General features: G+C 50.8%; 21 protein-coding genes. 17 read left to right on the top strand and 4 right to left on the bottom strand.

Translation table 11 applies throughout. From position 1 onward, the window contains the following. Positions 1–99 precede the first annotated feature (99 nt). The 10 genes from EDM54_RS02965 to EDM54_RS02920 all read left to right on the top strand — a co-directional run bounded on the left by EDM54_RS02965 (position 100) and on the right by EDM54_RS02920 (position 7975). On the top strand, positions 100–309 hold the full coding sequence (locus tag EDM54_RS02965; protein WP_003387444.1) for a hypothetical protein: 210 nt from the start codon (positions 100–102) through the stop codon (positions 307–309). Between the two features lie 83 nt (positions 310–392). Then, on the top strand, positions 393–1466 hold the full coding sequence (splB, locus tag EDM54_RS02960) for a spore photoproduct lyase (protein ID WP_003387443.1): 1074 nt from the start codon (positions 393–395) through the stop codon (positions 1464–1466). Positions 1467–1756: 290 nt separating this feature from the next. Continuing rightward, a complete protein-coding gene (locus tag EDM54_RS02955) occupies positions 1757–2392 on the top strand; it encodes a deoxynucleoside kinase (RefSeq protein WP_024985136.1) in 636 nt (211 codons plus the stop codon). 45 nt (positions 2393–2437) lie between these two features. Further along, positions 2438–3124 carry a deoxynucleoside kinase gene (locus EDM54_RS02950; protein WP_003387441.1) on the top strand — a complete coding sequence of 229 codons (687 nt, stop codon included), beginning with the start codon at positions 2438–2440 and terminating at the stop codon, positions 3122–3124. A gap of 113 nt (positions 3125–3237) precedes the next feature. Next, entirely contained in the window at positions 3238–4950 is a 1713-nt protein-coding gene (locus tag EDM54_RS02945; protein ID WP_003387440.1) for a hypothetical protein, read from the top strand. Between the two features lie 103 nt (positions 4951–5053). Continuing rightward, positions 5054–5791: a class I SAM-dependent methyltransferase gene (locus EDM54_RS02940; RefSeq protein WP_024985137.1), complete on the top strand. Its 738-nt coding sequence runs from the start codon at positions 5054–5056 to the stop codon at positions 5789–5791. 88 nt (positions 5792–5879) lie between these two features. Next, positions 5880–6164, top strand: a complete 285-nt coding sequence (locus EDM54_RS02935; RefSeq protein ID WP_003387438.1) for a 4a-hydroxytetrahydrobiopterin dehydratase — start codon at positions 5880–5882, stop codon at positions 6162–6164. 100 nt (positions 6165–6264) lie between these two features. After that, a complete protein-coding gene (locus EDM54_RS02930; protein WP_003387437.1) occupies positions 6265–6585 on the top strand; it encodes a hypothetical protein in 321 nt (106 codons plus the stop codon). Then, on the top strand, positions 6582–7355 hold the full coding sequence (locus tag EDM54_RS02925) for a DUF3109 family protein (RefSeq protein ID WP_024985138.1): 774 nt from the start codon (positions 6582–6584) through the stop codon (positions 7353–7355). The genes EDM54_RS02930 and EDM54_RS02925 overlap by 4 nt, the downstream gene beginning before the upstream one ends. 110 nt (positions 7356–7465) lie before the next feature. Further along, positions 7466–7975: an acyl-CoA thioesterase gene (locus tag EDM54_RS02920; RefSeq protein WP_122957747.1), complete on the top strand. Its 510-nt coding sequence runs from the start codon at positions 7466–7468 to the stop codon at positions 7973–7975. A gap of 43 nt (positions 7976–8018) precedes the next feature. On the opposite strand, the gene EDM54_RS02915 is transcribed toward EDM54_RS02920, so the two are convergent. Together EDM54_RS02915 and hutH are read right to left on the bottom strand one after the other, a co-directional pair. Then, on the bottom strand, positions 8019–8435 hold the full coding sequence (locus EDM54_RS02915) for a thiol-disulfide oxidoreductase DCC family protein (protein ID WP_003387433.1): 417 nt from the start codon (positions 8433–8435) through the stop codon (positions 8019–8021). 94 nt (positions 8436–8529) lie between these two features. Then, positions 8530–10041: a histidine ammonia-lyase gene (gene hutH / locus EDM54_RS02910; protein WP_003387432.1), complete on the bottom strand. Its 1512-nt coding sequence runs from the start codon at positions 10039–10041 to the stop codon at positions 8530–8532. A gap of 333 nt (positions 10042–10374) precedes the next feature. Between hutH and EDM54_RS02905 the strand changes: the two genes are divergently transcribed. Further along, the gene (locus tag EDM54_RS02905; RefSeq protein WP_003387431.1) at positions 10375–10950 is read left to right on the top strand and encodes a hypothetical protein; all 576 of its coding nucleotides are present in this window, start codon (positions 10375–10377) and stop codon (positions 10948–10950) included. Between the two features lie 348 nt (positions 10951–11298). On the opposite strand, the gene uvsE is transcribed toward EDM54_RS02905, so the two are convergent. Continuing rightward, entirely contained in the window at positions 11299–12225 is a 927-nt protein-coding gene (gene uvsE / locus EDM54_RS02900; RefSeq protein ID WP_122957746.1) for a UV DNA damage repair endonuclease UvsE, read from the bottom strand. A 124-nt stretch (positions 12226–12349) separates the two neighbouring features. Here uvsE and EDM54_RS02895 point away from each other — a divergent pair, with 124 nt between their 5' ends. The 6 genes from EDM54_RS02895 (at position 12350) to EDM54_RS02870 (ending at position 20653) form a co-directional block, all read left to right on the top strand. Continuing rightward, positions 12350–12694 carry a carboxymuconolactone decarboxylase family protein gene (locus tag EDM54_RS02895; RefSeq protein ID WP_003387429.1) on the top strand — a complete coding sequence of 115 codons (345 nt, stop codon included), beginning with the start codon at positions 12350–12352 and terminating at the stop codon, positions 12692–12694. 117 nt (positions 12695–12811) lie between these two features. Next, positions 12812–15238, top strand: coding sequence for an EAL domain-containing protein (locus tag EDM54_RS02890; protein WP_003387428.1), 2427 nt, complete (start codon positions 12812–12814; stop codon positions 15236–15238). Positions 15239–15444: 206 nt separating this feature from the next. Next, entirely contained in the window at positions 15445–16374 is a 930-nt protein-coding gene (locus EDM54_RS02885) for a GGDEF domain-containing protein (protein WP_170208358.1), read from the top strand. A 71-nt stretch (positions 16375–16445) separates the two neighbouring features. Beyond that, complete coding sequence (locus tag EDM54_RS02880; protein WP_081607726.1) at positions 16446–18998, top strand: bifunctional diguanylate cyclase/phosphodiesterase; 2553 nt, start codon at positions 16446–16448, stop codon at positions 18996–18998. Positions 18999–19075: 77 nt separating this feature from the next. Next, entirely contained in the window at positions 19076–19879 is an 804-nt protein-coding gene (locus tag EDM54_RS02875) for an ABC transporter ATP-binding protein (protein WP_003387424.1), read from the top strand. A gap of 84 nt (positions 19880–19963) precedes the next feature. Then, positions 19964–20653: an MBL fold metallo-hydrolase gene (locus EDM54_RS02870; protein WP_003387423.1), complete on the top strand. Its 690-nt coding sequence runs from the start codon at positions 19964–19966 to the stop codon at positions 20651–20653. Between the two features lie 82 nt (positions 20654–20735). Here EDM54_RS02870 and EDM54_RS02865 read toward each other — a convergent pair whose 3' ends face one another. Continuing rightward, complete coding sequence (locus EDM54_RS02865) at positions 20736–21422, bottom strand: tetratricopeptide repeat protein (RefSeq protein WP_003387422.1); 687 nt, start codon at positions 21420–21422, stop codon at positions 20736–20738. Positions 21423–21459 lie beyond the last annotated feature (37 nt).

Below are 21459 nucleotides of genomic sequence, written 5' to 3'. Positions count from 1 at the left end.
TTTTCAAAATCGCATTTTTCTCCTTGTCTGGGGGGAACCGGACGCCTTCTTTTCGCTTATCGTATCGTATAGCACCTAGAGAGGACGGTCAAAACGGGGATGTGGATCAAATGGGTGACGATTCATGAGTCGTACGGTTTGCCAAGAATGGCGAATGAGTGCAGGCACTACTTGGAAATGAAGGGCATTCGTGTCCGCCTCTTGTCACGGAAAACGCAGCGAACGGGGCACGTCTATGTGCTGCAGGTACCCGAGAAGCAGAGGGATCAGGCGTTGGAGTGGCTTCACCAGTTTAAAAACCGCCTGTAGCTGATCATCAGGACAGCGACAGCCATTTTCCTCCATCGAACCCCTCGCTCGGGTTCGGAGATACTATCTCTGGGGGGATCGACATGGCGACGACGCTTACAGAAAAACCGGAAACAGTTGCGAATAAAGAGTCAAAGCTGTTTCTGCCTGATTTTGTTTTCTTCGAGCCCGACGCACTCCATTATCCGTTAGGGAAAGAGCTTTATCAGCGGTATCAGGAGCAGGGCATCCCGATCCGAATGACGACCAGCCACAACCAGGTCCGCGGGATTCCCGGAGAAACGGACGTGGAGCAGTATCGCAATGCGAAGCGGACGCTGGTCGTGGGCGTGCGCAAGACGCTCAAATTCGAGCAGTCCAAGCCGTCTGCCGAATACGCCATCCCGCTGGCTACAGGATGTGCCGCGCACTGCCATTACTGTTATTTGAACACAAATATCGGCACAAAGCCGTATATCCGCGTATATGTCAATACAGACGACATACTCCGGCAGGCGGAAGCCTACATTCGCGAACGGGAGCCGGAAATTACCCGGTTTGAGGCGGCTTGCACCTCGGACCCGGTCAGTATCGAGCATATCACCGGAAATTTGCGGAGAGCGATTGAGTTCATGGGGAAGCAGCCGCTGGGACGGCTTCGTTTCGTAACCAAGTTCCATCACGTGGACTCCCTGCTGGACGCCGCCCACAACAAACACACCCGCTTTCGCTTCAGCATGAACGCTGATTACGTCATCAAGCACTTTGAACCGGGGACTTCCACATTCGCCCAGCGCCTGGAAGCGGCGGGAAAAGTGGCCAAAGCGGGGTATCCGCTCGGCTTCATTCTCGCGCCGCTGTACTGGTTTGAGGGATGGGAAGAAGGATATACCGACTTGCTGGAACGTCTGCGGGAACAGCTGGTGCCGGAGGCGATGGAAGACCTTACGTTCGAACTGATCCAGCACCGCTTCACCAAGGTGGCCAAGAAGCTGATCCTGCAGCGCTATCCGAAGACAAAGCTGGAAATGAACGAGGAAGAGCGCAAGTACAAATGGGGCAAATACGGGAAAGGCAAATACGTTTATCCGGACGTGCAGGCAAAAGCGCTCCGTGAGCATTTGGAAAAGGAAATCACCCGCCTTTTCCCGCAAGCGAAAATCGAGTATTTTACGTGAGAACGAGATGAACAAAAAAATTTTTGATCGATAGACCGTAAAACAATGAACCGCCAGCCCCCATGCTGAGCGGTTTTCTTGGTCGAACGGATTCCTGCGGACAACAGCCAAGCTGCGAGCACATTTCGGAGAGGAAGACTTGTCGTAATCAGGTGCAAATGTTCTGCGCAAAGCCTCAAGCGGCACAGTTTTCTGCGCCTGACATTATCCGAATCTTTTCGACAAAATTGACATGTCCATGCTACAATATGGAGGCTCTCATATCTGGGAAAGGATTTGTTGTGACAATTATGAAGCCCGTATTTGTAACTATCGAGGGACCGATTGGCATTGGCAAAACGTCGCTGTCCCGTGAACTCAGCAAAGCCTTTGATCTGAAACTGCTGGAAGAGATCGTGTATGAAAATCCGTTTCTGGGAAAGTTTTATGAAAACATTGCCGAATGGAGCTTTCAGCTGGAGATGTTTTTTCTTTGCAACCGGTACAAGCAATTGCAGGATTTGCACCGGGACTATCTGAAACAGGGGATATCGGCAGTGGCAGATTACAATATTTTTAAAAACACCATTTTTGCCAAGCGGACATTGGATGAGGAGAACCTGCCCAAGTATCTGAAGATTTATGATATCCTTACGGAAGGCTTGCCACAGGCGAATCTGGTCATCTACATGACAGCATCGATCGATACGGTGATGAAGCGTATCGAGATGCGCGATCGCGATGTGGAACGCAAAATGGATGTAGGCTATATGAAAAATCTGATCGCTGATTACAATGAATTTATGGAAGCGTTTGAAAGACGCCATCCAGATACGCCCGTAATCAAGTTTCAGTGCGACGAGCTTGATTTTGTACATAAGCCGGAAGATCTGCAGCATGTTCTGAAGCAAATCGAACCATATATCCGTTCGCTCCAGGGGGCTTAATCTTTCCATGCGCACGGCCTGATCATTTTAGAAGGAGTTACGTTCATGTCTGGGTTTAAAAACAGTGATTTGAGAGAAAAGTACGGGATACCTAGCAACGCTGTCATTACGATCGGGGGAACGGTAGGTGTCGGAAAGTCCACCTTTACATATGCTTTGGCCGATCTGCTCGGCTTTCGGGTATCCGTGGAAAAAGTGGACAACAACCCGTATCTGGGGAAATTTTATGAAGATCTGTCCCGCTGGGGCTTCCATCTGCAGGTATTTTTCCTCGCAGAGCGGTTTAAAGAGCAAAAGCGGATGTTTGAATACGGGGGCGGTTTTGTGCAGGATCGCTCTATTTACGAGGACACCGGCATTTTCGCCAGGATGCTGTACGAGCAAGGGCACATGACGGAAGAGGATTACCAAACGTATACGCAACTGTTCGAAGCGATGGTCATGACTCCGTATTTTCCGCACCCGGACATCCTGATCTATTTGGAAGGAAGCTTTGACGACATTCTGGACCGCGTCCAGGAACGCGGCCGTCCGATGGAGCAGCAGACGCCGACCGATTACTGGCTGGATTTGTACAACCGCTATGAAAAGTGGATCTCCTCGTTTTCGACCTGTCCGGTTCTTCGGATCAACATCAATGAATACGACGTCGTAGAAGATTCGTCTTCCGTCGAAGTTGTACTGTCCCGGGTAGCAGAAAAAATCAGACTCGGGCGGTCCTTCCACCGCTAATGCCATGCCCCTTTGATGATAGGAACTCTCGTCAGCAAAGGGGCTTTTATCTGATCGGACACAAAGGTTTATGATATCATGGAGAAAAGCGTGTTTATTCAGGGGGCGTTCAAGTGAAGCGGTGGATGCTGATTGTTACCCTCGGATCGGTTTGCCTGGCTTCCATCTGGATTATTACTGCCTTCTACCGGTCGCAAATGATGGAGAAAACGTTGAATTCCGTCACGGCCGGAGAAACGTATGCCTTTGAGCAAGCTTTTCAGCGATTATTGATTGGACAGCAAGACGATCAGGCCAGCTTTCGGATAGCCGAGTTTGAACGAGGCAAGATGCCAAAACAGCCGATTCAACTTGGACTGCATAAAAAAGAAGCCTTTATACATATTGATGTGACAACGAACCAATCCTTGGAGGCAGCGGAAAGCTTCCTTTCCCAAGTGGAGCTTATCGGCGATGTGAAGTACAGCACGTCCGTCCGCGAGGTGTCACGAGGCAATTATCAATTGACGATGACCTTTTCGGAAATCAAAGACGAGTTCGGGTTTCGTTTTGGGAATATTCCGACGATCACTCTCCGAAGAATGGCCCCCCTTGCTCTTACCATTCAGCCCGGCAAGGCAGAGGGAGCGGTGCTCATGCTTCCGGAGAGCAGAGAATCCCGATCCTTGTACATAACGGAAGGATTGGGAACGATTCTGCTGCGATTTTCAGAGCCTATGATCAGGAAGGAAGAAGCGGGACGGTCAGTCAACGGCTACCCGGCAGTCTGGCTGGATGATCGGACGATGTCTCTTGATGTGCGAAGGGTCAATCGGGCGGCGCTGGACTTGACGCAATTCCATTCGCAAAGCGGGAACTATCTGCCCGAAGAGTATCGCTATGTGGCATTATACAAAAAACAGCCGTTGTCCTGGCTCTCCTACCCTGACAGCGAGGTGGTCGGTTTTAGTCCCTATGACTCCTTTTACGACCGATTGATACTCTCTCCTGACCGCGAAAGCTATCTCGGCGTGATTGACAGAGGGCGAAGCAAGAGCAGACGGGGAGATAGACAGGTTGCCCTCGTTTTGGAGCAGAGAGGACGTGATCCGCTATTGATCGAGCCGATGCTGGAAGGCAGCGGACTCTCCCATGCGACAATCGATTGGCTGGATGCAGGGAGATTTCTCTATGTCGAAGAGAAGCTTGGAACAGTGTATCATTTGGCTACGGGAGAAAAAACGCCGCTTTTCGATGAGACGTCGACCGGGTCGATTGCGCTGGAAATGGCTGTAGACGATGTGGATGGCTATCTCTATATCGTGCTCGTGCGTCCAGCGGGCGACAAAAATTTGTATCGGGTGGAAAAACGAACGTATCGCCTCCATGATCTCGTACTGGAGAAAACGGAGTCGTTGGGAGAGGCATTGCTTCACCCTCGGGAGAAGCTGCCAGCCTTTCCGATCAGGGTACGAAAAGACGGCATTTATTACACAATACCGGGTCCTACGGAAAACAAAACCGTCTTTGTATCGCGCAAGGGCAAATCCTGGACGGCCGAAGGCGAGGTTGTCTGGGCCAATGACCACAGCCAGGCTGTCTTAAAGCGAAAGAGTGACGAGGAAGCCGGGACGTATACATGGTGGCAAATCGGAGGGAGACAGCGGGAGCTGCATGTGACCCGTGCGGAAGTGATGCCGTTTGGACCGTATCTTGTAACGAATGACGGTTTGCGGTATCAAATCTGGGATGATCGAAGGAAGCGTTGGGAACCGCTCGATTTGGCCGAGGGTGACATCCGATTGTCCGCGGCAGAGGGCAATGCTGTGTATTCGCGACAGCGGTGAAGACGGCTGCCCTTCCTGCACATTTCTGTCGCGGAAAACGGCTTCTGATCAAAATAGGCTGTGGTATAATAGGTGCATCTTGGAAGGAAAAAGGAGCACAGACATGGCAGAAGAATGGTTTGAACGAAGCTTTCGCGAGGACTACGTGTTGGTGTACAAACACAGGGATGACGCGTCAGCTGATAAAGAGATAGCCAACCTCCTGGAGCGTTTGCCCATCAAGCGATCCGGAAGAGTTCTTGATCTTTGTTGCGGGAGCGGACGTCATTCGCGTGCACTGGCCCGACGCGGGTATGAAGTTGTCGGGGTAGATTTATCAAACGTCCTGCTTCAGCTCGCCAATGAGCAAAAGATTCTCCCTAATCTGCATTTTTACCAATATGACATGCGACATATACCGTTTCGGGAAGAGTTCGATATCGTGGTCAATCTGTTTACCAGCTTCGGGTATTTCTCTTCGGACGAGGAAAATGCGCAGGTCGTTCAAAACATGGCCCTTGCCCTGAAATCGGGGGGAGAGGTGGTCATCGACTACTTGAATCCCGCGTTTGTAGAGGCCAATCTCGTACCGCACTCCGAAAAGGAAGTCGGCGGACTGCTGATCGAGGAGGAGCGGTGGCTGGAAGCAGGATTTGTGAAGAAGCGGATCGTCGTTAAGGATAAAGGCGCAGCGGAAACGAGAGTCTACCAGGAGCAGGTCCGCCTCTTTACGGTTGAGGAGATGACCGCAATGCTGCAGAAAGCTGGCTTTGTCAACATTCAGACGTTTGGCAATTACCAGTTTGAACCGTATCAAGCGGCTGACTCGCCTCGGATGATCTTTTTCGCAGTCAAAAAATAGGACGTCGCGGATAAGCGTGACTAACCCGCTATCAAGGTGAATATGATGGTGAAAACGATGTCATTCATCGATGATGGGGGTGCGCTGAGTGAGCAAGCTTTCGCTGGAACAAGTGAAGTTGTATTTGAACAAAGTGCCCGGCTGGAGACTGATGGAGGATCGGATGGCGCTGTCCCGTACGTATCAGTGCCGCGATTTCTCCACTGCCGTCAGCTTTGTCAATCGTGTAGCGGAATTGCTTGACCAGGATAGTCACCATGTCGAAATCCTGATTCGTCAATCGACAGTGACCTTTACGGTGACGACGAGAGAAGCGCACGGTTTGACCGGGAAAGACTTTGCCCTGGCACAGACGATCAGCAAGGTAAGCTGAAGAGGGGATTCCCGCCTTGTTCGGACGAGGCGGCTTTTTTTGTGCAAGCGCATCTGTCTGTTATCATAGAGGAAAAAGAACAAAGTGGAGGGATTTTTCCATGGACATCCATAAACACGATCAACTTCTCGGCTTGATCGAAGAGCATTATGCCAAAGGACAGATTCAGGCGCAATTTACACAGTGGGACTCGGACAGCGAAGATGAAGAGGTGACTCAGCTGCAAGGCACACTTGCCTCGTGGAAGCTGACGGACAACGAATTTGGAGAGAAGGATTTGCTGATCGTCCTGGAGTCCGATACAGAAGGAACCGTAGAAATTTTGATGGAGATCCCTGCGGATGAAGACAATCTGGCGGTATTTGCCGAGGGGCGTCTCTCTATCTTCGGAACGGAAGCGGAGCTCATCTTGTCCAAATGAATGGCAGAGGTCTCTATCGCTACCTGGGTACACCGGAAAAGATGAATGAACGAGAGGTGTACGCCTGCAAAAAGTACATCAGGAAGCATCGCGCTGCGATGAAACAAATGGGAAAGGTTCTGCTCGATCTGCCGGCGCTCTTGACGCCATTTCACTTGGATTGCGAAAATTGCCGTCTCGTTCACCGGGAGACTTGCTGTGAAGGCGGACAACCCTATGCCGTAGAAAACCAGCAGGCCGATCTGCTGGAGCGGGAATCGGGTGCGATCGCAAGCCAATTCTGGAGCGAGCGGGAGCAGCGAGGATGGGCTGCCGAAGGGATCTGGGACAAACACTATGGTCTGGGCACGATCCGGATGGACCACGGGAACTGCCTGTTCTATAAAGAGATGAACGGAAGGTACGGGTGCTCCATTCACGCATACGCCGAGAAGTCGGGAGTGGATGTTGTTTCACTCAAGCCGTTTAGCTGCCAGCTTTACCCATTAGAGGTCATTGATACGGGCGAAATAATACTTCTGACCGCTTTGACCGAGGAAACGGCTTCTTTCTCCAGATGGGGCACCGATTATTTGGAGCATTTCTACTGTGCAAGCATAGAACGGCGGAAAGCAGCAGTACATTTGGATGAGAATCTGTTTTCGCTAACGGGCTATAAGCCGGCCTATTTATGGAATCTGCCGTTGCTGCATGCGCTGCTGGGCCCGGATACAGCCCAGTCGCTGGAGCTCTTGGGATACATCAGCGAGCAGGAAAATCTCGTCACATAGGGGCAAGAGCAATTCCCCGCGTATGTTTCCGAGAGTTTTTGAACATCCTCTAGTAACGATGTGGTATGATGGCTAGGTCAGATAAGTAGATTGGCAAAGGAGCAACAGTGATGAACGCGAAGACGACAAAAGAATCCCGTACGATTCAGGCTTCCCTCGTACAACCTTCAGACACCAACTTTCACGGCACGATGTTTGGAGGGAAAATGATGGCCTATATTGACGAAGTGGCTGCCATTGCGGCGATGAGGCATTCCCGCCGTCCCGTTGTCACGGCGTCGATTGATTCGATCGATTTTCTTACTCCCGTAAAAATGGGCCATTCCATCTGTCTGGAAGCGATCATCTCCTCCACGGGAAAAACATCGATGGAGGTATTTGTTAAAATCATCTCGGAAAATTTGCGAACAGGGGAGCGAACCTTGACCGCTACCTCTTTTCTCACGTTCGTAGCGCTCGGTGAAGACGGCAAGCCGACTCCAGTACCGCCCATCATCCCGGAAACCGACGAGGAACGCTATCTGATTGAAACGGCAGAGGAGCGCAAAAACATGCGCAAAGAGCGGAAACGGAGCACGGAAGCATTTGTCAGCCAATTAAATATTACAAAGAATATATAAGGTTAAAACAAGAAGAGGCGATGCCATAAGGCATGCCTCTTTTTCAGTCCAAAAAGCGTGCTCGTATTTCGGCTGTGGGGAGCAGACATACGGTCGACCGGCCGAACCAGCGATAGCGGTTGCGAGCGATGAACCGATACAGTCTATCCCTGACAAGCCTTGGGAAGAAAAAGCCGATCGCTGAGAAAATCGGCCAGGCTCCGCGCAAAAGCCGGCCAACGCGCAGGATTGCATCAGAATAGACGTACACGGTTCCCTGGTCGATCAGTACGACAGATGACAGGTCGTGAGTCGCCAGTCCATACTGCTCCAGCAAGCTTTGGCCTGTCTCTGACTGCAGTGAGGCGAAGTGAATCCGCCCCGCCGGATCACGCGGGATGATAAAGCGGACAGCGCCGTTGCAGAAATTGCAGACGCCGTCGAATAACAGGATTGTGTCTGGATGGGAAGCAGTAGACATGGCGGACGCCTCCTGTTGAGCATGAAATCTGGCAATGTTACCTCCATCATAACAGGAAGGTCCGCCGGGTCAAGGGAGGAAAACGTTGAAGCAATCAAATTTCAGGGACGAGACAGCCGCTTGCCAAGAGCTCTGCCGCTTTTGCCATGTCCACATGCATTTCCCGGTCTTCGGAGAGTGGCGGTATGACCTCACGAAGCTTGGCATAAGCTTTCTCCGTGCCGATTCCCAATTTTCCTTTGCCAAATTCGATTGCTTGCGCAGCCGCCAAATATTCGATGGCGAGTACCTTCATGGAGTTGGCGATGACGGTTCTCAGCTTGCGGGCCGCCGTCGTTCCCATGCTTACGTGATCCTCCTGATTGGCAGAGGAAGGGATAGAATCGACGGAAGCCGGATGGCACAGCACCTTGTTCTCCGAAACGATAGAAGCAGCGGCATATTGCGTGATCATAAATCCGGAATGCAGGCCGCCTTTTTCCGTTAAAAAACCGGGGAGTCCGCTTAATTGCGGGTTGACCAGACGCTCGGTCCGCCGCTCGGAAATATTGGCAAGCTCAGCTATTGCTATGGCCAAAAAGTCGGCTGCCAATGCCATCGGCTGACCGTGGAAATTCCCTCCGGAAATAACATCGCCGGTCTCGGCGAAGAGAATGGGATTGTCGGTTACACTGTTGCACTCTCTGGTTACAGCAGCACGTACATACTCCCAGGCATCGCGTGTAGCGCCATGCACCTGCGGGACGCATCGGAGGCTGTAGGCATCTTGCACGCGGAGCTCCCCTTGCGCTGTCGTCCGTTCGCTTCCTGCGAGATGGGCAAGCAGCTTGCGAGCTGATTCCTGTTGGCCGGGATGGGCGCGGACGAGGTGAAGCTGTGGATCAAACGCTTTTGGAATCCCGTGCAACGCTTCCACGGTCATGGCGGCGATGACATCGGCATTTTCGATCAGCGCATGAGCATCAGCCACAGCCAGGCAAAGGAGAGCGGTCATCGCCTGCGTACCGTTGATCAATGCCAGACCTTCTTTTGCCTCCAGCCGAATAGGGGATAAGCCAGCGCTCTCCAAGGCGGCTTTGCCGGGCATTCTTGTGCCGTTTACCTCCGCTTCTCCTTTCCCGAGCATGACGAGCACCATATGGGAGAGGGGAGCCAGATCGCCGCTTGCTCCCAGAGAGCCCTGCTGCGGGATGATCGGATGGACGCCGCGGTTGCACATTTCGATCAGCAGGTTGATCGTCTCTTCCCGGATGCCGGAGTATCCCTTGGCCAGTGCATTGATCCGCAGGGCCATCATCGCACGGACCACCTCGGTCGGATAGGGATCGCCCATTCCACACGCATGGCTCATGATCAGATTTTCCTGCAACTGGCTGACGTCTTCTTGAGGAATCACTACGTCGGAGAACTTGCCAAAACCAGTCGTAATCCCATAAACGACCTGTTGGTTTTGAACCATTTGTTCAACCATCGAGCGGGATTTGCGGATTTTTTCAACGGCTTCCGGCGTCAGTTCGATCTGCTCGAATTTCCTGGCAATGGCAGCTACTTGTTCAATGGTCAGCTTATGTCCGTCCAGACGGATAGAAATTGTGCGTTGATTCATGAGTATTTTCCTCCTTTAGCATAGCAGAGGACAAAAAGGAAGAGGGGCTAGGATTGTTATCCTAGCCCCTCTTCCCATGCGGGTATGAAATTAACAAAACGAGTAAGCGTCAAGTTCTGCATTTTTTTCCCCGCTTCCGTCTGCTTATTATTCAGATGATTTTTTCTATTCCCTATTGTAATACTAGTTTATGAGCTGTCAAGTGAAAACGTTATCATTCGTATCTATTCTTTCACCCGGCAGAATGCGTTTTCCTGCCCAAACCAAAAAAGGGCGCTTATTTTTTTGAAATATGGGCAAGTGCGGTTTCTCTAGACGGGTGAATGTCATACCATGTACTGTGCTATTTCACTAGAAAGGACGTGTGAGTTTGGAAAGACGCCGAAATATGCCACCTATGCCTCCAGCGTTGCCGATGCCTTCACGCAGGCCCAAAGAGATGCCCAAACCTTCACCGAATTTGCCGTCGCCAAATGTATCACCAAACATTCCATCACCGAACCTGTCTCCGATCATGCCGTCGCCAAATATGCCATCGCGAAACGTGCCATCACCGAATCTATCGCCGAATATGCCATCGCCAAATATGCCGTATCGGGCGGTGCCAAGACCAAACAGGCCTTATCGGATGATGCCATCGCCAAACATGCCGTCACCGAACATGCCAAGACCAAACAGGCCGCATCGGATGATGCCATCGCCGAACATGCCGTCTCCGAATATGCCATCACCGAACATGCCATCACCAAACAGACCTTTCCCGAAAAGACCGTCAAACCGCAGACCGCCAGCTCCGCCGAGGAGAAGGGAACGCAGACCAAAGTCCGGGGCTCATGCAGACCTCGAAATGCTCCTGTTCAAGTACAGAATGCATATGGAGCGTATGCATCACTACAAGCAAAAATGTGAACAGTACCGTCATCACCGCAAAAAATACAATACGTACTACCGCTTTTACGATCATCATAAAAAGAGAATGCGCTACTACTACGATAGCTGCTATCCGCAGCATGACTCAGGGAGCAGTTCCTCCGGCTGCGGTTGTTCTGGCAGCGGTTCCTCCGATTATGGATCCTCCGGCTACAGTTCCTCCAAATACGGTTCCTCCAGATATGGAAGGTCAGGACATGGTTCCTCTTCCTCCGCATGCAATTGTGGCGGACCATGTTGTCAATAACAGCATACGCAATGACGCTGCTTGCTGTGAGCAGCGTCATTTTTTTATGCATAAGCCTGCGGGCAGAGGTTGTTGCTTTCTCAAACAGGCAGACCTTCGGGTGAAATGCCCGCCTTTTGCATGTCCCGCCGCAATGTGCGAAGAGCGTCATCTTTATTTTTGCATTCGAGCATCACATCGATGTCGTAGTCGCTGAGCTTTGTGACCCATTCGATGAACTTCACCGGATCGATCTTATCTGCATGGGAACGAAAATCGCTTTCCGATTTTGGAGAGGAAAAGTGCATCTTCGGAGTTCGCGTGCCCCACGTTTTGAGTATTCGGGGAATGTATTCAAACAGATCTTCGCCATTGTTGAGACAGTCGTGGTGATGGACATCCAGTACCATCGGGATGCCAATCCGCTCACAGAGTGTCAGCACGTCGATCATGGAAAAGGAGGTGTCATCATTCTCTACGACCAGCCTGCGCTTTACGTTCTCTGGGAGCAGCTCGAACTGATCGGCGAAGCGTTGAAGCGAGGCTTCTTTGTCGTTGTAGACACCGCCTACATGGGTAACCAGGACGGAGTTGTCGTCGAGGCCCATCAGATCGAAAACGCGGGCATGGTAGGAGAAATCCGCAATCGTTGCTTTCAGCACTTTCGGATTGTCTGTATTCAAAATACTGTAGTGGCCAGGATGCGAGGTCATGCGGATGCCGTGCTTTTTTATATAGGCACCGGCCTTGTCGAAATCCCAGCTAAACTCCTTGGCCCAATCCCAATCCTCCGTAACCTTGTGGGTGGCCAGCGGCACGAACTCGGAAGGGAGCCGGTAGAGAAAAATACGATTCTCTACATTGTAAGCAAGCAGGTCCATCAGGTTAAAAAAGTTGGTTTGCAAAACTTGCCTCAGCTTTTTTAGTCTCGCATCCGGCGAGAGCTTTTGAACCTGAGCTACCGTCGTTTTCTTATTGGGATTGTTCGGGCTGTCCAGACGGATGCATGCATACCCAAGTCGTATCATCCGGAACCCTCCATTTCGGTTTAGGCTTACTCCTAGTATTTCCCCGAAACGAGCTTGCGGGCGTGCATGAGCGTTTCCTTTTGGTGGGAAGCTAACAGCGATATTCCATCAGGAGGAGACGACCATGGAGCATTATTTAGCGGAACAGTATCGAGAAGGTCTGCAGGCATTTGGCCAAATGATGCCGGACGCACTGCAGGCGTATAACGATTTCACCAGCAAGTGTTTTTCTTCCGGTACGCTGTCTTCCAAGCAGAAACACCTGGCAGCCTTGGCGATTGCCTTGTACGCCGGAAATGAACACTGCATCGTGTTTCACCTGGAAGCGTTGTTGGAAGAAGGCGTATCCAAGCAGGAAATCGCGGAAACGGTCGCAGTTGCAGGGGCGTTTGGCGGAGGAACGACACTCTCTCACGGTGTCATTTTGATCCAGGAAGTAATGGAGGAAAAGAATCAGGGGATTCAGTAAACATCCCTTTGCAGCCCTTCCTGGTATTTGGGGAAGGGCTGCTTTTTCTTATATTGCGATAGGGAGGAAAAAGCTATAAGATGAGGAAGTCATTTCATCCGTGCTCGAGGGGTATTTATGAATACGTTATCACAATCGTACAGCATTGGTTTAGTCATCCTGTCCTATTTTATCGCTGTTTTGGCTTCCTACACGGCATTGGATCTCGGTGGACGCGTCAGTCATTCTCGGGGAAACATTCAGAGAATTTGGCTAATGGCCGGAGCAGGCGCGATGGGATTGGGAATCTGGGCAATGCATTTTATCGCAATGCTTGCTCTGCATCTGCCGATTCATGTTGATTACGATTTCTGGATCGTTTTGATTTCCATCCTATTTGCGATGTGCGCATCAGGTATCGCCTTGCATGTGGTCAGCAGCAAACACATGTCCAAAAAACGGCTGGCAATCGGCTCGCTGTTCATGGGAACAGGGATAGCCTTGATGCACTACGTCGGGATGAGCGCGATGAGGTTGGATGCGCAAATCGTTTACGATCCGGTTTTGTTCGCGATCTCCATCCTCGTTGCTGTCCTCGTATCTGCTGTTGCGCTGATGATTACGTATCGTTTGCGAAAAGCAGGAGACGTCCGCGGAATAGGACTGAAAATACTGGCTGGCATGGTGATGGGGGCTGCAGTTGCTGGAATGCACTACACAGGTATGCTGGCCACCTCGTTTGTAACGCATGGCAATCATCATCCGTCGCCATCCTCGGCTGTCAGCACGATCTGGCTGGCTTATGCGATCGGGATAGCAACTCTGATCATACTCGGGATTACGCTGTTATCGGTATATGTAGAAAAGCTCTTGATGACCAAGACATTGCGGATGATGGAGAGCGACCAGCGGTACAAATCGTTGTTCGAGTACAACCGGGATGGTGTCATATCGTATGGTGTGAACGGCCAATTGATTGGCATGAATCCTGCTGCCAAGGAGCTGACGGGCAGGGAATTGCTTTCGCTTTCAGACTTCGTGGACATGTGTGACCAAGCGGATGCGGAGATGATTCGGAAACATTTTTTGCAGGCCGTTCTCGGAGGAGCCAATACATACGAGGTAAAGCTGTATCCCGAGCCGGAAAAGCAAGTCATCCTGCATATGACCAATGTTCCCATTATCATAGACGGAGAGGCGGCAGGCGTGTTTTTTATTGCCCGCGATGTAACCGAGCAAAGGCAGGCTGAATCCAAAATCAATTACCTGGCTTACCACGATGCATTGACGGGTTTGCCCAACCGGCGATTTATCGAAGAACAGCTTGAAAAAGCGATCCGGAATGCAAAGAATCGTGAACAGACTGTCACTGTGATGTTTCTCGACTTGGACCGCTTTAAGCTGATCAATGACTCTTTGGGACATGACTTTGGCGATCTGCTTTTGCGAGAAGCGACGCATCGGATCGTCAACTGCGTCGGAGAATCGGGTATCGTAGGGCGACTCGGCGGCGATGAATTTATTGTCTTGATGCCGGAGGTGCCAGAGAGCGAGCTGATACAGATGGCGGATCAATTGATCCGGATCATCGAGCAGCCCTTTTTGATCGAGGGGCATGAGCTGTATATTACGACCAGTATCGGAATCTCGCGTTTTCCAGAGGACGGGAATGACTATCAGACATTGATGAAGACGGCAGATACTGCCATGTACTCGGCCAAGGAACGAGGCAAAAACGCCTATCACAAATACTCGGCCCATATGCAGAAGGCGGCATCGGAGAGGATGTACCTGCAAAACGAACTGAATCGCGCTTTGGTTCGCAACGAATTGCTGGTCTATTACCAGCCGCAAGTCAATGTCACAAACAAGAAATTGTCAGGTATGGAGGCGCTCGTCAGATGGAATCATCCGAAGCGTGGCGTTATTCCTCCGGATCAGTTTATTACGATTGCAGAAGAAACGGGGCTGATTGTTCCAATAGGGGAATGGGTCCTGCGGACAGCGTGCAAACAAAACAGAGAATGGCAGGAAATGGGGTATGCGCCGGTTCGCGTTGCCGTCAATTTGTCCGCCCGTCAATTTTTAAAAAAGGATTTTGTTCAGACAGTTGAGGGAATTTTGCGGGAGACCGGCATGCAACCCGAATATTTAGAGCTGGAAGTAACAGAAAGTACGATGATCGACGTGCAGCGGGCGACGCAAACCCTCTATGATTTGAAAAAACTGGGAGTGCACATTGCAATCGATGATTTCGGGACAGGCTACAGCTCTCTCTCCTACCTGAAAGATTTTCCGTTGGACAGGCTGAAAATCGATCGCTCCTTTATTCGTGACCTGAAAAAAAGTCCAGGCAATAGAGCAATCGTCGCGACGATCATCTCGATGGCCAAAAATCTGGATTTGCACGTAATCGCTGAAGGGGTAGAGACTTCAGACGAGCTCGATTTTTTGCAGGAGCAGATGTGTGAGGAGGTACAAGGATTTTTCTTCAGCCATCCGCTGACAAAGGAAGATATGGAAAGCTATTTGAAAGAAAAGTTCTCGAAGCCTGGTATCAGCTAGATGCCAGGCTATTTTTATGCCAGTTCGCTTTTCTGAGAATTTGACAATATCGTGTAGGTTATTGTCGAAATTTGGTATTTTTGTGAAGATAGGTTATGTTCGGGAGGAAAGAGGGAATAGGAAAAAAGAAACAGTCAAGCTGTCGGCCCATCTGATGATCGAGACCATATACACAGATTATGTTCGAGAGAGAAAGGAGGGGGAGCATGAAAGGTGACCAGAAATGGCCGGGTGGGTTCGAGACGGGCCGGAAATCGATCAGCACGATCCGGCAGGATGAGGAGCTATTATATCTCGTAGCGATTGCTTTTGAAACAGCGCCAAATCCACTTCTTTTAACCAATGCGAATGGAACGGTCTTGCTCGTCAATCAAGCTTTTTGTGAGGTGACAGGCTTCTCCAAAGAAGAGATCGTAGGAAAAAATCCGCGTCTTTTAAGCTCCGGGCGTCATCATCCGCATTTTTATCAAAGAATGTGGGACAAATTGACCAAAGAAGGAGAATTTCAAGGCGAGATCTGGAATCGGCGCAAGACTGGCGAGCTGTTTCTTGAATACATCAGCATACGTGCCGTTCGTGGGGAGAATGGCGACATTCAGTACTATACGGCGGCTTTCAGTGATATTACGGAACAGAAGAAGCACCAGGAAAAAATCAAGTACTATGCGTATCATGACTACCTGACCGGACTGCCGAATCGATTGCTGTTTCAGCAGAAAGTAGAGGAACAGATCAGAGTGGCTCAGAAGGAGCATACTTTTTTCGCGCTGCTCTTTCTCGATTTAAACGGCTTTAAACACGTTAACGACACATTCGGGCATGATGTAGGGGACCAATTAATCCAAGCAGTCGCCAAACGTCTTCAGGGTCATTTTCAGGAGGGAGTAACGGTCTCCCGGATGGCAGGGGATGAGTTTAACATTTTGCTTCCGAACCTTTCTTCAAAGCGGGAAGCAGAAAAAGTGGCAGATGATCTCATTCGCTTACTCGAGTCGCCCTTTATCATTGATCAGACCGAGATTGCGGTTTCGGGCAGTACCGGAATCAGTATATACCCGGATGACGGGGGTGACCTGAAAGCACTGCTTAAACGGGCAAACTTTTCGATGTATCAGGAAAAGGGGAAAAGAAAGTAGTCTTTTTTCACGGATGTGAAACGTGAACAGGAATCGCAAGTATAGCGCAGGTTTGGTATTGGGGTGAAGGTATGCAACAACAGGTAAAGAAATCGGCCGATGTATGGCCAGTTGATATTGAGAGGAAGACGATGGTGTATGCCGTTCTGGCTATCGCCTTGTTTATACTGGTTTCCCTGGTGGAGATACCTTTTTCTATGACGATGACGTCTGAAGAAGTTCAATCGTTGTACCGCATGCTCGAGTTTTTCAGCATTATGGTGGCCATTTCGATTGCGTTTCAGGGATGGATGCTGTTTCCAGTGACGATGTCCCGTCATCGCCTTTTGATCGGCGCCCTGTTCCTGGTTGTCGGCGTGTTGGATTTGCAGCACACGATCAATTACCAAGGGCTGTCTTTTTTTGGAGGCGAAAGCTCCGTTCAGAAAGCGACGTGGTGTTGGGTTTTGTCCCGTTTCATTTGTTCAATCTTTATCCTCGTCATTTTATCGACCAAGGACAAGGAGATCAGCGTATATCAAAGAAAGCCCGTATTCAGCTTCGTGATTCTGCTTCTCATTCTCATTTTTACATGGCTCGGCACGCAATCGGAGCGCCTGCCGCTTCTTATCACAGAGCAGCAGGAAGTGACTTTGCTGAAGGCAGGAATGGAATATGCAGCTTCGTTCTTCAACCTCGCCGGGGCCGTTCTTTTTGCGCTGCTTTATCGCCGAGACAAAAACCCGACTATGCTGAGATTTGCCACTGCCTCTGTTTATCTCATGCTCGGCGGTCTCGTCTTCACCCAGAATCAGACTGGAGATGACTGGTATACCATCATGGGGCATGTATTCAAATTTTGCGGGTACTACACCATTATGAAGGCGATCTATGTCTCCACGATCGAAGAGCCCTTTCGCCGCCGTCGCGAGGCAGAGCTCGCATTGAGCAAAAGTGAAAAGCAGTTGAAAACGATCACGAACACGCTTGGAGAAGGAGTCATCGTCGTCGACCGCGCGGGCAGCATCACATTTGTCAATCCGGAGGCGGAACGCTTGCTGTCCTGGATGAAGGAAGAGTTGCTCGGCCGGGATATCCGCTGGATTGCCCAGTACAAGCCACCCTGCGACGGAGCGGTTGCATACGAGACAAGTCCCATTTTGCAGGTACTCGCAAACGGAAAGAAACGGCGTGTAGAAGACGCGATGTTTTTCCGAAAAGACCGCTCTTCCTTTCCTGTGGCCTATATCACCTCTCCCATTATCGAGGACAATCAGGTGATCGGAGCTGTAACGGCCTTTCGGGACATCACGGACAGCAAAAAAGCGGAGGAGACCATTGAGAAGCTCGCTTTCTTCGACAACATTACCGACCTGCCAAACCGTTTTTTGCTGGAGAAGCAGTTGGCTGAAGCGATTAGAGAGGCTCGGGAGAAAAAAATGCTGGGCGCGGTTTTGTTTGTGGATCTTGACCGGTTTAAAACAATTAACGATTCCTTGGGTCACGGGATCGGAGATGAGCTGCTGAAAAGCGCTGCCGAGCGGATTCAGAAGTGCATAGAAGGAAAGTATAGCGTTGCCCGTTTTGGCGGAGATGAATTTGTCATCATGCTTTCAGAAATAGACCATGTCAATACAGTCATGCGCATATCCTCATCGCTTATCGCAGAGATGTCCCAGCCTTTTTTCATCAATGGGCATGAACTGTTTACGACGGTCAGCATCGGGGTTAGTCTTTTTCCAAAGGACGGGACAGATCCCCAAACGCTGATCAAGCTTGCCGATGTTGCGATGTACAAAGCAAAGCGTCTTGGCGGCAATCACTACCAATTGTACAAAGAAGAGATGAATACCCTTACCCCGGAGCGCCTCGCCTTGGAAAATGCCCTTCACCATGCATTGGAACGCAACGAGCTCGAGCTCTACTACCAGCCGCAGATTGAGACAAAAACGGGCAGGATTGTAGGGATGGAGGCGTTGATCCGCTGGAATCATCCGGAGCAGGGAGTGATTTCTCCGGGAGTGTTTATCCCGCTGGCCGAGGAAACGGGATTGATTATTCCGATTGGGGAGTGGGTTCTGGAGACGGCTTGCCGGCAAAATAAAAGCTGGCAGGAAGCGGGGGCGCCCAAGGTCCGCGTGGCTGTCAATCTATCGGCGGCACAGTTTTATCAGGAAGAGATCGTAGACAAGGTAAAGAGCGTTTTGGAAACGAGCGGCCTTGCTGCGGAATGCCTTGAGCTGGAAATTACGGAGAGCATTGCAATGCACAGCGTCGACCGCGTCATTGAGACCTTCCGGGAGTTGCATAAGGTAGGCATTCAAGTATCCATGGATGATTTTGGAACAGGCTATTCATCGCTCAGTTACCTCAAACATTTCCCGATCAAGCGTTTGAAGATCGACCAGTCGTTTATCCGGGGAATCCCGAGCCGAGCAGATGATGCGGCGATCGCTTCCTCGATTATCGTGATGGCGCACAGCCTGGGGCTGCAGGTGCTGGGAGAAGGGGTGGAAACGGAGGAACAGCGGCAGTTCCTTGCAGAGCGAGGGTGTGACGAAATGCAGGGATATCTGTTCAGCAAGCCGGTGCCGGCCAAGCAGGCGGAGGAACTTTTGAAGAAGCAGACTGTCGTGAACAATTGAACTCGTGCCATTTTTCTGAACTCCATGTATACTCGTAGTAATCGTTTCAATTGGAGTATAGGGAGGAGTGAGGGGACATGCTAGATCAATTCGTCATCGATATCAGCGATGTTTCCTGGCAGAGAGAAGAGAAACATATTTTGCGCCATATTCATTGGCAGGTAAAAAAAGGGGAGCACTGGTGTCTGGTCGGCCAAAATGGTTCAGGTAAAACGAGCCTGCTCAATCTTATTTGCGGCTATACTTGGCCGACAAAGGGGCAAGTGTCTGTATTGGGTCACCGATACGGCGAAGTGGACCTGCGCGACATGCGCAAATCAATCGGCTGGGTCAGTTCCTCGCTGATGTCTCAACTGCATGAGAATGAGACTGCCGAGAGGGTGGTGTTGAGCGGACGCGAGGCTACGATCGGGCTGTACACAAAACCGTCGGCAGAGGATATTGACCGGGCCGATGCCTTGCTGAAGGAGTTTGGCTGCGGGCATTTGCGTCATTCGCCATTTCGGACACTATCCCAAGGGGAGCGGCAAAAAGTCCTGATTGCCCGTGCTTTGATGGCTTCTCCGCGCCTGCTGATCCTGGACGAGCCTTGTACAGGCCTGGATCTGCTGGCACGGGAACAGCTTTTGTCCATGATCGCACGGGTCGCCGAGCAGTCGGACGGTCCCACTTTACTGTATGTGACCCACCATATCGAGGAAATTCTGCCATGCTTTACTCATACCCTGCTGTTAAAGGCAGGGCAGGTCGTGCGAGCTGGACAATCATTGGATGTATTGACAAAAGAAGTACTGAGCGGTTTCTTTGGCGTTCCTTTGGAGCTTCGCGAGGTTAGCGGACGGGTGTGGGTGAGTCTGGGTGAAGCTTCGCCTGCCAGGTAAGCGCGACTTTTCAGCCACACCCTCGGGCATTCGTGTATAATAAGATTAGGAATATACTCTTGGAAGGAGAGGAGAGATGGTAGCTTGACGAACGTAACGGAACAAATCGCCGAGTCCACGTGGGCGATCCTGACCTATGAAGAAGCGTGGAAAAGCTATATCAACAGCTATGTGATTGCGAAAGACGATGCGTTTGTGCTGGTGGACTCCCATCTTCGCAAGCACCGCCCCTACTTCCAGCAGGCACTTGTGGAGATCGGAGTCAAACCGGAGCAGATTGCCTATGTATACTTCACGCATCGTCATGCTGACCATATCGGAAACGCCGATCTTTTCCCCTCACGGCATAATTGGATTCATCTCGAAGACTACTATGAGCTAGACGATTTTTCCCAGACTTTTTTCGGTCATACGTTCACGGGGACTGGAGGAGACCTGCCGTGTCTTCGATTTCGGCAGCTTCCCTTCCATACGGAGGGATCTGTCGCCTTCTTTGATCCGGATACGAAAATTTGCTTTATCGGGGATCACATCCACTTCGGCAGTACGCCATGGGAACAACTTGTCGACTACGGCACGCTGCAGCGTGACGCTTGCAGGCAATTCATCCAGCGATGCAAGGACGAGGAACCGGAAAAGGCCGCAGGCTTTGCGGAAGGATTGGAAATTCTGCTGGACTGGCCGATTGAGTATTTGGCTACAGGGCATGGCCCGATCCTGCGCGGCGACATTGCCCCTTTTTTTCAGGAATTGATCGGGATTGTTCGGGGATAACAAAATGGCATGGAAATAAAGAAGAACCGCGCAACGGCAAACGTTGGTACGGTTCTTCTTTTTCGATGACGCCTATCACTAGTTATCCAGCTTGTGTGGAAGCTTTCGTCCATTCTTCCAGACGCTTCTCCAGTTCTGCGCGATTCAGGCAAAGTGAAAGGCCGGATTTTGTCATGAGCTGATGCAAATGAGTAATTGCTCTCTCGTAGTTGCCTTTGGCTGCTTCGATTTCGGCCAGGCAGAGGAGCTTCCATTCTCGGGTTGAACGCTTTCCTGGTATCAGGCTGTAGGCTTCGATCGCGCTCTCGATCTCACCCAGCCGGGCGTGTGAGCAGGCAATCAATCCAAGCGAGTCGGTCATGCCTTGATCCCGCTGATAGACGCGAAAAGCGATTTCCAGCGCTTCCGAGTACTTGCCGCTCGTAAAGTAGACAAAGGCAAGGTTGTAAAAGAGGTAATGCACCATTGCCTGATTAAACAGGGACGGGCGTTCCTTGCATACATTCAGGCCCTGTACAATATATTTCTCTGCCAATTCATAGTTTCCCGACAGGATTTCCAATGTTGACTTATCTAGCATGGCGACCGTCCGCGTGCGATTGCGCCGATAGGAAGCGTCTAGCCAGCGCTTGCGTCTTTCCGGATTTTGCCTGAAAAAATGTCCGATGTATTGGTAGCGAAACGGCCAGTGCAGTCGCAAAAAGGCTACTACCAGCACGACGGCCACGCCTGAAAGCGTCGATGTCAGATTTAGGTCCAAATATTCCAAGCGGGTGACACCCTCTCTCTGCTGTGTCTCTTTTTTA

It is taken from the genome of Brevibacillus borstelensis (assembly GCF_003710865.1).
In the GTDB taxonomy this organism is placed as follows: domain Bacteria; phylum Bacillota; class Bacilli; order Brevibacillales; family Brevibacillaceae; genus Brevibacillus; species Brevibacillus borstelensis.
Note: the sequence above shows the minus strand (reverse complement) of the source record. Positions and strands in the feature narration are given on the sequence as shown.